Source organism: Alkalibaculum bacchi (assembly GCF_937875145.1).
Taxonomy (GTDB): Bacteria; Bacillota; Clostridia; order Eubacteriales; family Alkalibacteraceae; genus Alkalibaculum; species Alkalibaculum bacchi_A.
Genome location: NZ_CALNCS010000009.1, coordinates 1 through 11,972, shown reverse-complemented (window position 1 = coordinate 11,972; position 11,972 = coordinate 1). Strand labels below are relative to the sequence as shown.

The window sequence follows — 11,972 nt, the reverse complement described above, 5'->3', positions numbered from 1 at the left end:
TAGATAATTGCAGAAAGAGCAAAGCCAACGATATGAAGGCTTTGCTCTTTGTATTTCAGTTGTCCGTCCCCATGAAATCGTGTAAAATTAAGTTACCACACAAAATCCTACGATTGAAAGGTGACTAGACAATGAAAAACCAATGTAAACAACTCTCTCTTTTTGAAACTTTTAATGAATGTAATGTACTACTTCTAAATGATAAACCTAAATTTTTACAGTTGCTTGATGAATATCTTGATTTAAAATCATTGATTCCATTTTCGTTCTATACCTCTTATTATAACGCATTGGGATGTCATCGTAAATACTCTTTGTGGTCCATGTTAAGCATTTTTCTCTTACAGAAAATCTTTGGTATTCCAACAATAGCACTACTTCGCATCTTTCTTCAGTTTTCAAAAGAACTCCGTGAGTTTTGTGGCATTGAAAGTGTTCCTGATGATGCTCAGTTTACTCGCTTTAAACAGGATTTTGTTCCACAGCTTGAAGAGATGTTTCATGAACTTGTTGATCTCACTGAACCCATATGTGAACGTATTGATAAGAATCTCGCTTCTATGTTGATTTATGATACCACAGGTATTGAAACATATGTTGCTGAAAATAATGATAAGTTCTTAAACAAAATTATTCGACAGGTCAAAGCCTCGAACAAAGATAAGTCAAACGATCACATACATAATATCGCTTATTCTAGAATGCCTAAAGTATCCTCTGTTAATGACGAAATAAGAAGAATGTATGCTAATGGCAAGTTCTGCTATGCCTATAAATTTGGGATTCTTACAAATGGGTTAGGCATTGTAAGGGATATTACTTGTTTTGATCGTAAATTCAAAGTAGAAAATCCAGAGCTTGAACTAGAAGTCATGGAAGACGATCCTGAAAATGAAAAGACAGTTGACGATAGCAAATCCTTAAAGCCTGTAATTTCAAACTTTTTAGCTCTACATCCAAAGATTAAGCCAGAAGTATTTTTAGGAGACGCTGCTTTCGACACGTATAAGATTTATCCTTTTTTACTAAAGGAATGTCATTTTAAAAAAGCATTTATTCCTCTTAGAAAAAGTCCAAAGTCAGAGGATATAGCAGACCCTGCTTTTAATGAATCTGGTTGGCCAGTATGCCCTCGTGACGCTACGAAGGCCTTTAAGTTTAAAGGTATTAATTATGACAAGACTCGTACAAGATTAAAATTCATTTGCCCTGATACTCACTACAAAGGAAAAAATCCAGTGTGTTACTGCCAAAATCCTTGCACTCCTTCACGAGAAGGCAGGACTGTAAATGTTCCTATTAACCGAGATTTACGAATGTATCCTGGTACAGTGAGAGATACCGACTCATGGTCAAGTGTTTACAAAAACCGGGCTGTGATTGAAAGAACAATCAACCATTTCAAAGAGCCTATGGGTTGTGGCAATCCTAAAACGAGAAACTTAGCCACAATAAAATCGGATATGTTACTAGCTGGTATTACTCAGCTCATTACAGTGATACTAGCGGATAAGATGAACGACTACGAATTGATTAGAAGCTTAAAGCCTTTAATAGCATAAAGGATAAATTTAAAATCCTTATTATGAAGGTTTATTAAATTTACCCTTTTTGAAAACTATGGTATAGAACTTGAATAAAAAACTGATTTCTACCTAAATTTTTCTGGAAAAATTCTTTATACGTGAGTTTCCTAAATATTTACATTATAATTTGCCTATTCCGCAAATGCCTACCTGTATCATATCCTGCTTCTTCTGGATAGAGCAATTGAGTAATCCAGATCATACCCATATAGCGATTGACAGAAGGTGGAAAACCCATCCAATTATAAGGACCTGATGGTACCTCATAGTAGTTTCCATTTTTAATGGCCTTTAATTGTTGCCATGTTTCGTCTTCCCCTACAGAACTATAGGCGCTATTGGGAGCCAAAATGATCACATCAGGATCCCACGTAATAATTTGTTCCATATCTACAGGATTTCCACTGCCTTTGCTGGAAATATCATCTACAACAGCGATATTATTACTGACTTTGTCAATAATCTCCGCATGGAAAGAGTCTTTTGCTAGTACACTGAGGCCATCCTCTCCAGTACTATAAATCAAATCTACCTTTCCATCTTCGCCCATCTTATCCATTAGATCTTTCGTATCGGCATTTGCCTTGTCACAATACTCTGCCAGTGCTTCTGCTTCTTTTTCTCTACCTAGAAGCTTACCTAATGTCCTATAGGCTTCTCCCATAGTATCGGTTGTAGCTTCAATATGCACAGTGGGTATTCCTACTTGCTCCGATATACCATCCATATCTTCTACAATAGAGGACTTGGATTCTCCAACATCGATGATTATTTGAGGATCTACCTTTGCTATTTCTTCAAGATTGAGATCATCTTTTCCATAAAATTGACCTAAAACTGGAAGTTCATAGTATGCCGTCTCTATGTACTCTTCTGCACTTGGGTCCCATTCTCCTGATAGTCCAACAAACATATCTGGTGCTAAAGCAAATAATACGATTTGTGCCAAGGATCCAGATGGTACAATTTTTGTAATATTGGCTGGCACCTCTACTTCTCGTCCTGCCGAATCGGTAAAACTAGTGGTTTTTTCCTCGTTTACTACGTCCTGTTGTGGTCTGCATCTGTGCTGCTTGGTTGGCTGTTGTTACACCCAGCTGTCATAGATAACAACAATAACACTACGAGTAACATGGAAAGTAACTTCTTTTTCATTCTAATTCCCCCTCGGTTAAAAGGCTAAAGCAAAAGGCACTTATGGTAATCATATAACTATTACTATAATGAAGGATGGCAAGGGCAGCCCCAAATGCCGCTCCAGCTGAAGCCCCCAATACGTCGGGAGCCGCCATGGGATTTTGAAAAACACCTTGATAGGCTGCCCCTGCTGCTGAAAGGGAAGCGCCAACTAAAACGGATAAGAGAATTCGTGGCAAACGTATATTGAAAAACACGGTCTCGGTGCGTACTGTCCAGAATGAATCTATGGGAAAGATTTTGGAAGCGAGAATTCCTATTAATTCTTTTGTGGCAATAGGGTATCGTCCAAATCGAAAAGAGAGAAAGATTGTAAAAACAAGCAGAACCATAAGCCCAAGAATAATCATTCTTTTTTTATTTGCACTTTTCATTTTCATCCTCTACCTTTCCAAATTAACAAAACAAAACCTTCTATACAACATGACAAACTAACTATTTAGTAATCTTCACCCTTCAGTATGTAATCTTCAATAATCATTGGGAGCTCGTTTCGATTTTCCTTTGTAACCGTAATAATCCTCACCCTTGGATGATTTCTTATGCAATCTGTCCATCCACTACTATCTTGTTTGATAATGCCGAGAATTGGAATATTTCCATCTAAAGTATCTAGGATTTCACGTTGAAATAAGATCGCTTGGCGCTCCAGATTTCCGCATTCATCCATTATAATCAAATTTGATTCTTTTCTAGCGTCCCGAATGATCTTTGCCCCATAAGTATCAAATTTTTCACTTTGTGCCAAAGGGATTTCTCCTTCTCTAAATTGAACTACTGCATTTTCTTCACGGATAATCTTAGATTTTGCAGCCGAGTTCAGATACAATCGCCTATTGGGAAGTCCTCTATCTGGACCGAAGTAGGTTTGAAAACCTCCTATGTTTTTATTTACTAAAGCAATCGTCTTATTGATGACCGTGCTTTTTCCTATTTGTATTTCACCTGTTAGAAAGACATGCATCTACCATACTCCTCTCTAATCGTTCTGGCACTTCTTCTTTACAAATCCTGTAGAATAAGTTGTTCCCTTAAGCGAGCGAACACTGTTCGCCCCTACGCATTAGTCATATGGGATAAATTCTTCACCACACAATAACTCCACGAGGATTTCCTCTCCTGGTAGAAACTTTTGTCTGCCTATAGGTGCAATAAAGAGCCCGTTACATCTGGACATCATGTCTGGAAAATTATAATCAAAGGTTAGGACATGGGCTACAAATTTATCTGCTTTCCTTCTTAACTCAATGCGTCCATAAAACTCGTAGGGCCCTGGCTTGTTGATTTCATCTTGTAGTACGGCTTTTACTTTAGGACGAATAGGAGCAGGTAATTGTAAAAATCTACGTACCATTGGGATGATACACCAATCCAAAAGGCTAAAACATGCCAAAGGTGGTCCTGGCATATTGATTACCGGTTTATCTTGAATCATTGCTAAGGCTGCCGGTCTTCCAGGTACGCAGAAAACACCATGCTGTATCCAGCTGGACTCTTCTGCCACAAGACTCCCATTATAGTCTTCTTCTCCCTTAGCTGAACCACCGTTAATGATTACCATATCTGCGGTAGAAATAGCCTCCATCAAGGTTTCCCTTAGAGATTCCACATGATCTTTTACAATAGGGTAGGTGATGAGTTCTCCTCCCCATTGTTCTACTGCACTTTGAACCATTATTCCATTAGATTCTATATTTTGCCCTCGATTAGGTTTCGTTCCTAGAGGCACTAATTCACTTCCTGTTGGAATATAGGCTACCTTGGGTCTATCATAGACTTCTACTTGCTCATATCCTCCCGTTGCCAGTACGCATAGATGAGGGGGCTGAAGAACGGTATGGGCTTTTACAAGCAGGTCGCCTTTAACTACCGTTTCTCCCTTATTTTTAATACGGGCACCAGGAACTACGTTTATCTTAGAAGAAAGTTCCAAACGCCCCTCTCCATCATAAGAAACGTTTTCAATGGGAATAACTGCATCGAATTCATCATCAAAATCATCCCCTGTATCCGCTTGAACAAAGTCGATTCCTTTTTTCCAATCTTTCGTGTCGGGGATTCCCTCTTCAAAATCCTTTGAACGAACAGCAATGCCATCGCATTTTGATGAGCGATATACAGGAAGGGTGTTTTTCGAATAAACATCTATTGATGTAACCCTACCTAGAGCTTCCTGAATTGGTATCCTTTGGGTCCTTTTCTCTGGACTCCACCTTGAGAATAAGGCCTCCACAGCCTGCGCCCTTGTCACAAATAAACGTTCATTTAAGCTCATAATTATTCCTCACTTTTAATGACCGATCGGTCTGCAAATTTCCCAAAAAAGTGGTATCCTGACCCACCTTCACTAATGATATCTAACAAAGCATCTGCATCTGTGACCACAATCCCACCAAGGCTTGTCACGCCACGGAAGAAAAAAGCATCCGGCAGCATGCTGACTGTTGGTCCTGTTACGACGATTTCTGCACCTGGTTTTGCCATAGAGAGGAGCCCTTCGAGAGTGTCATTGATCAGTGTCGTTCCTGTAATGACGAGCAAATCTGCCTGGGGTACTACTTCTCCCGCTCTATTGGCTTGCATAAAATACGGCATTTCATGTGACTTTAGTGTGGATGAATCCATTTCTAAGACGTTAAAGTCTGCATTTGCTGCAATTAACTTTTTCAACATAGGTGTCAGGGCTCCCACTACCACGGTTTTTTCTTTATCTTGGAGCTCAATATCGTCAAAGGTATCAATTCCCATTTGAATTTCATAACCCTTGTCCTTCATCTTGTCCCAACAAGAAGAACTCAAAGCATTTAGCGTAGCAATTCCCAAAGTCTTTTTAAGTACATTGTCACTAAAAATATCCTCTAAATAAGATTTTACGCTTCGTCCAGATAAGCGACCTGATAGAGGCATTGCCTTTGCTGAACTGGGACAACAAACGGCTTCTGGTATTTCTTTTATTGGGGTAAAACAAAGCCCCCCATGACCATCGCTTAATTTTACACCAGAAAAAAACAAGCCTAGTACAGCCCGCTCTACAGTCATCTTTTCTAGGGTATCCTCCCCTAGTATTTCTTTTACATGTTCTATGGTTTCAGCAAATATTCCATTGTTCATTGGGTATCCTCCTCACATGAATACGCCTCTGGCGCATTAGTTCTAAGTTGTACGTTGTAAGTTCTAAGTAAAAGCTTTGGGTATTCCTTTTGGGTCAAAGATCCTTCGCTAGCGCTCAGGATGACGAAAGCAGTAAATTGGGTTATTTTGCTCCCTCTAGGAGCATTATAGCATTTTTCCTCTTTCCTCTTTCTGCTATTAGATTTACTAATCATAAGTAAAAATTTTGAGCAAAAAATATATATATAAAGTAGAACTTTCCTATTCAAGAACATTACCTCGCCTTTGGCGAGCAAAATTTCCCTTTTTCGCTTTCTGCTATAAAATTTTCTAAATATATGAAAATGATTAAAGCAAAATCATAAAACAAAAGTTACACTTTCATCAAATCAAAAATAGTCCTAGAGAACCCTATATTTCATATAGGCTCCCTAGGAACAGATTGTGTTTATCCTATGATTTCTGTAATTTGTTCGTCTGTCAAATCTGTTTTGAAGAAGTGACTATAGAAATAAGAGATCTCTTCTTTTAACATATCAGTAGTCATTATTTCTGGGTAAATCTTGTTCATTGCCCACATAATCGTCAGAGGCTGTTCTACTGTACGATTACCCCAAACATGAGCTACCGTTGGAACAGGGTAAATGACATCTTCTTGAATGGCCGTTATATCTTTTAATCGTTCATCTGCTTTTAGTTCTTCGCCCATTTTTCCACTAGTTGTAATCATCACATCTGGATTCCATGCCAGGAGATCCTCTGCGGTATATTCGTAACTATCGCTATCTCTGTCATTATCCGTTACGCTGATGCCACCTGCTGCTACAATCCACCATTCTGCAATAATATGAGGCTGAGTATAAGTTGATACATTTCCGTAAAGAACCGTTTTCTTATCTGCTTCAGCAAGGTCTTTTGTCAGCTCTTCTGCTTCTGCAACCTTTTCATCAAAGTACTTTAAATAGTCTTTTGCTACATCTTGTCTATTTAAAACATCACCTAGCAGATTGACAGCGACTTCTATATCAGATAAGTCTTCCCACTCCAAGTAAAGAACTGTCAGACCCTTCTCTTCCAATAGTGGTATTACATCTTTGCTCATTGTAAGACAAAGATCTGGTGCCGTTTCTAGAACGGTTTCGATTTGAATTTCACCACTGCCATCCTCAAAAACAGGTCCATCAGCAATTTGTGGGGCAAATACGTATTGGTACTTCCACTTGCCTCCCTCTGTAAACCTAGGAGACATTTCATTGATGATCTTATCCCCATCCCCCATTAATTCTACGAAGGCATTTAATACGCCAATGGCCCCAAAGGTTCCAATGGTTTCTATTTCACCTTCGATGGTGACCTCTCTGCCCGACATATCTGTAACAGTTTTGCTTGTATCAGGCGTCTGTTGATCTGTTCCTGTTTCATCTGGTGTATTAGAAGCCGGTTGAGAACATCCTACTGCAAAGGATAACAATAGGAACAATACCATAAATAGAGAAGCTACCCTACCCATTCTTTTCATCTTTTTCATGTACATTTCCCCCTTATTTTGCTTTCTTCATTATAGGAACACAAACTTTTGTTGTGATATCCTCTTGACAAAGCTCTACATCTGCTACGCATACACGAGTGTCATATAAATTGCTTAGATTCTGAGTAGTGACTGCATCTTCGGGTTTTCCGATCTCAATAATTTTCCCCCCCTTCATAAGCATTACTTTATTGCAGGATAAAAAGGCGTGGTCCGGAAAATGGGACGTCATCAGGATGGAATACCCTTCTTCTGATAATTGTTTGATAATTTGAAGGATTTTCACTTGATTGCTATAGTCTAAATTGGCTGTAGGCTCGTCCATAACGAGAATTTGAGCTTGCTGTACCATTGCCCTAGCTACCAAAAACATCTGTCGCTCCCCACCACTCATTTGATTAAAGACTTTCTCTGCCAAATGATAAATCCCTAGATTCTCCAGTACCTCTCGGCAGACCTTGTGATCCCTATTGTTTGGACTGGCACCTGGCCCTAAATGGGCGATTCGACCCATGAGTACGACTTCCTTTGCCAAATATGGAAAAGCCATGGTAGAGGCTTGTGGCACATAGGCCATATATTTTGCCCTTTTCTTAGGAGATTCTTTCGAAATATCTTGCCCATTGATTTTAATGATGCCCTTTGTCGTTTTATTGAGGGCGAGCAAACATCGCAATAAGGTCGTCTTACCTGTCCCGTTGGAACCTAGCAAGCATGAAACATCATTTTTATGTAATTCAAAAGAGACATCCGAAAGGATTTCTCTTCCTTTGTTATAGTGAAAACTAAGATTCTTAACCTTTAACATTAATTCCACCCTTGTCTTGTCTTACCAAGCAATATTACAAATACTGGTGTACCAATAAGAGCAGTTAATACACCTAGGGGTAATTCGACATTTTCTACCCCTCGAATGACATTATCCACCAGTAATAAGAAAAAACCACCTACTAAAAAAGATACAGAAGCCATCTTGTTATAATCTGCCCCTGTAATCATTCGAGCTAAATGAGGGATGACCATGCCAATCCACCCAATGATCCCACATATGCCTACAGAGACTACTGTCATCAAAGTGGAACTGATGACGATGACTAGTTTTACTAATGGGACATTGACGCCCATTGTCTGAACCACATCCTCGCCAGCAGAAAGTGCATTGATCTGATGACGAAAAAAGTACAATAGAAAAAGCGAAATGCACAGGGCTGGCAACATAATAAGCACGTCCCTATTAGTAGCTCTGCTAAGGCTTCCCATAAGCCAAAAGGTTATAGAGGGAAGCTCATTATCTGTATCTGCAAGTGTTTTGACGATAGATAAGAGTGCCTGAAAAAAACTGGATGTGACTACTCCTGCAAGTACTAATATGGTAATAGACTGCCCCCCAAAAACATGGGATATGATGTAGGCAATTGAAACGGCTAGTAGCCCAAAAACAAAAGCACAAAGCTGAATTTCAATCCAGTTTGCATCGTTGATCATAGCCAATGCCGCCCCAAAACCAGCCCCTGCTGATACCCCTAGAATATCTGGTGATACCATTGGATTTTTGAATAGGGTTTGATAAGAGGCTCCGGAAATAGATAAGGCGCCACCTACTAAGACAGCCAAAATAATCCTAGGAAAGCGTACCTGCAAGATAACTACCTCTAGTGTCTTTTCCCAATATCTTTCTACCTCTGTAAAGCGAGAGGCAAAGATATCGAGCAAGGTTCTTAAGGTGAATTGGTACCTACCAATTAAAAAAGATGCAAAAATTAAAGCGCCTAGGCAAAGAAGCAGCATTAATATCTTTAATATGAAATTCTTATTTTTGAAATCCGTTTTTTCTATGTATCTCATATTTTCCATCCTACTGTGCTATTTTTTATGCTCGATGAATAAGCACGAATACTCCGTCACAGGTAATAATATATACTACTATTTTTTTAATTTATTAAGGTTACAAAATATCATAAATTGCTTTTATATGTAATTACATATGATATAATTGTAATATGTTCACTTTAATTTAATTCAGTTTGTTTTAGATCGCTTACATTTATTATAGTTAGACCTCATCTGTTTGTCAATAAATATCGAATAGTACCTAGATGTACGGGCACCCACTGCTTGTGTTTCAGCGTCTAACATTGAATGCTTCAATAGAACAATTTCATAAAACACATCCTTGTTTCTGACTTTTTATTTATGATACACTATGAACAATAGCGAGTAAGATATACGATTTTATAAAATCTTAAAGGAGACGCTTATGAAACTAATTAATGTAGCGGGTCCCCCATCTTCTGGGAAGACCTCTGTTATTATAAAATTAATTGAATCTATGGACATGCCTAATGGCAATATTGGCGTCGTAAAATTTGACTGCCTCACTTCTTTTGACAATTTGCGTTACGAGGAAGCAGGTATCCCTGTTGAAACTGGTTTTTCAGGAAAAATATGCCCCGATCACTTTTTTGTCAGCAATATCGAGGATGCCGTCCAGTGGGGAATCCAATCGGATTTTGAAATACTGATTACAGAAAGTGCTGGACTCTGCAATCGCTGCTCTCCTTATATTAACGGCATTTTATCTATCTGTGTCATTGACAATCTGTCTGGTATAAATACCCCTCGAAAAATAGGTCCTATGCTAAAGTTTGCAGATATTGTCGTCGTTACGAAAGGGGATATTGTATCTCAAGCAGAACGTGAAGTCTTCGCCTTTAATATTAAACAAGTAAATTCTTCCGCAAAGATTATCTTTGTCAATGGCATTACAGGACAGGGAACGTTTTTACTGTCGAAATACCTGAGACAAACACAAGATATCCATACCCTCAAAGATATGAAACTAAAATTTACGACTCCTGCTGCCGTTTGCTCTTATTGCACTGGCGAGACAAAAATATAGGGCATATGGGGACGGCAGACTGTGTGAAAACAAAGGTTTCTACACCTCAAATAGTAAAAATATAGTATAATATAGTTATAAAAGTCGAAATTCGAGGTGTAGTTATGTCAAGATATATTCGTACAGAATTCAATAGAAATCAAGTTGGTTTCATACCTGAATCCTATGATGATAAGATTGCTGATGATAATCCTGTTAGAGTAATTGATGCATTAATCGATAGCTTAGACATGGAAAAGCTAGGCTTCACATATGCTACACCTAAAAAGACCGGAAGAAAGCCATATGATCCTAAGGATATGTGTAAGCTGTATACCTATGGATATTTCGAGGGCATTCGATCATCAAGGAAGTTAGAAAAAGAATGTCATCGAAATGTAGAAGTAATGTGGCTAGTAAAGAATTTAAAGCCTGATTTTAAGACGATTGCAGATTTTCGAAAAGACAACAAACAAAGCCTAACAAATCTATTTAAGCAATTTTCTTCTATATGCAAAGAATTAGGCCTATATGGTAAAGAGATGATTGCTGTAGATGGTAGCAAATTTAGAGCGAATAATTCTAGAAGAAAGAATTATACAAAAGGAAAAGTTAAAAAGCAGATTGCTCACTTTGAGGAAAGTGCAAATAAATATATGGAGCTACTGGCTGCATCTGACGACTTCGAATCGAATGAGACAGTGAAATTATCTAAAGAAGAAATCCTTGCGAAGATAGCAGACGCAAAAAAGAAAATAGAAGAGCTTACTGAGCTTGGAAAACGCATTGAAGAAGAAGGTGAAATATCTATAACAGACCCAGATGCAAGACATATGGGTACAAGCAATAATGGAACAGATATTTCGCACAACGTACAAATAGCTGTAGATAGCGAACACCATTTAGTTGTTGCTGTAGATGTTGTCAGTAGCCCAGCTGATCAAGGTCAACTTTATAATATTTCATCAAAAGCAAAAGAAGAACTAGAACTAAGTTTAGAAGATGAACTAATTGTATTAGCAGATAAAGGATACTATACAGGTGAAGAACTACAAGAATGTGAAAAACACAATATGACAACTATTGTAGCAAGACCAAAACTAGCTACTCCTAATGGCGAAGAAGGATATTCGAAGGATAAGTTCATATATAACAGAGAAGACAATTCATATACATGTCCACAAGGTCATAAGTTACCTTGCAAGAGCAAAGAAAGTACTAAAAACAAAAAATATACGAACTATAAAGCATGCAGAAGCTGCCCTGTAAAAAAGAAGTGTACCAATGCAGAGCGAGGTAGGCAGATAATAAGAGGACCTTTAGAAGAAATATATGAACGTGCAGATGAAAGGTACTTTGAAAATAAAGAGCTCTACAAACAGAGGCAAATGATTGTTGAACATGTATTTGGAACAATAAAAAGAGAACTGGGGTTTTCATATTTTCTATTACGAGGTAATGAAAAAGTGAAGGCTGAGTCCTCTATGCACTTTTTTGTCTATAATTTAAAAAGAGTAATAAATTTAATGGGAGCCAAGAAGTTAACGGAGTACTTCAAGGCCTGTATTTTACTACATTTTTTGAATATCACCAAAAACAAACAAAAATGGGTTCAAAATGTAATATTATCGTGTCCAAACGTGGCATAAAAAGCTTATTTTCACACAATCTG

11 protein-coding genes are annotated in these 11,972 nt (G+C 38.1%); 3 read left to right on the top strand and 8 right to left on the bottom strand.

The window, feature by feature from the left end; genetic code table 11:
- The first annotated feature begins 131 nt into the window (after positions 1–131).
- Entirely contained in the window at positions 132–1,562 is a 1,431-nt protein-coding gene (locus tag Q7P22_RS00670; protein WP_303859628.1) for a transposase, read from the top strand.
- A gap of 139 nt (positions 1,563–1,701) precedes the next feature.
- Here the strand turns inward: Q7P22_RS00670 and Q7P22_RS00665 are convergent, their stop codons facing one another.
- The 8 genes from Q7P22_RS00665 to Q7P22_RS00630 form a co-directional block, all read right to left on the bottom strand.
- Complete coding sequence (locus Q7P22_RS00665; RefSeq protein ID WP_303859627.1) at positions 1,702–2,574, bottom strand: ABC transporter substrate-binding protein; 873 nt, start codon at positions 2,572–2,574, stop codon at positions 1,702–1,704.
- A gap of 163 nt (positions 2,575–2,737) precedes the next feature.
- Positions 2,738–3,157 carry an iron chelate uptake ABC transporter family permease subunit gene (locus Q7P22_RS00660; protein WP_303859626.1) on the bottom strand — a complete coding sequence of 140 codons (420 nt, stop codon included), beginning with the start codon at positions 3,155–3,157 and terminating at the stop codon, positions 2,738–2,740.
- Between the two features lie 65 nt (positions 3,158–3,222).
- Entirely contained in the window at positions 3,223–3,747 is a 525-nt protein-coding gene (locus Q7P22_RS00655; protein WP_303859625.1) for a nucleoside-triphosphatase, read from the bottom strand.
- Positions 3,748–3,846: 99 nt separating this feature from the next.
- Positions 3,847–5,058, bottom strand: coding sequence for a molybdopterin molybdotransferase MoeA (locus Q7P22_RS00650; protein WP_303859624.1), 1,212 nt, complete (start codon positions 5,056–5,058; stop codon positions 3,847–3,849).
- 2 nt (positions 5,059–5,060) lie between these two features.
- A complete protein-coding gene (locus Q7P22_RS00645; protein ID WP_303859623.1) occupies positions 5,061–5,894 on the bottom strand; it encodes a DUF364 domain-containing protein in 834 nt (277 codons plus the stop codon).
- Positions 5,895–6,342: 448 nt separating this feature from the next.
- Positions 6,343–7,422 carry an ABC transporter substrate-binding protein gene (locus tag Q7P22_RS00640; protein WP_303859622.1) on the bottom strand — a complete coding sequence of 360 codons (1,080 nt, stop codon included), beginning with the start codon at positions 7,420–7,422 and terminating at the stop codon, positions 6,343–6,345.
- 13 nt (positions 7,423–7,435) lie between these two features.
- Positions 7,436–8,230, bottom strand: a complete 795-nt coding sequence (locus tag Q7P22_RS00635) for an ABC transporter ATP-binding protein (protein ID WP_303859621.1) — start codon at positions 8,228–8,230, stop codon at positions 7,436–7,438.
- Positions 8,230–9,267: an iron ABC transporter permease gene (locus tag Q7P22_RS00630; RefSeq protein ID WP_303859620.1), complete on the bottom strand. Its 1,038-nt coding sequence runs from the start codon at positions 9,265–9,267 to the stop codon at positions 8,230–8,232. The genes Q7P22_RS00635 and Q7P22_RS00630 overlap by 1 nt, the downstream gene beginning before the upstream one ends.
- A gap of 412 nt (positions 9,268–9,679) precedes the next feature.
- Here Q7P22_RS00630 and Q7P22_RS00625 point away from each other — a divergent pair, with 412 nt between their 5' ends.
- Entirely contained in the window at positions 9,680–10,321 is a 642-nt protein-coding gene (locus Q7P22_RS00625) for a GTP-binding protein (RefSeq protein ID WP_303859619.1), read from the top strand.
- Between the two features lie 104 nt (positions 10,322–10,425).
- Positions 10,426–11,949: an IS1182 family transposase gene (locus Q7P22_RS00620; protein ID WP_303859618.1), complete on the top strand. Its 1,524-nt coding sequence runs from the start codon at positions 10,426–10,428 to the stop codon at positions 11,947–11,949.
- Positions 11,950–11,972 lie beyond the last annotated feature (23 nt).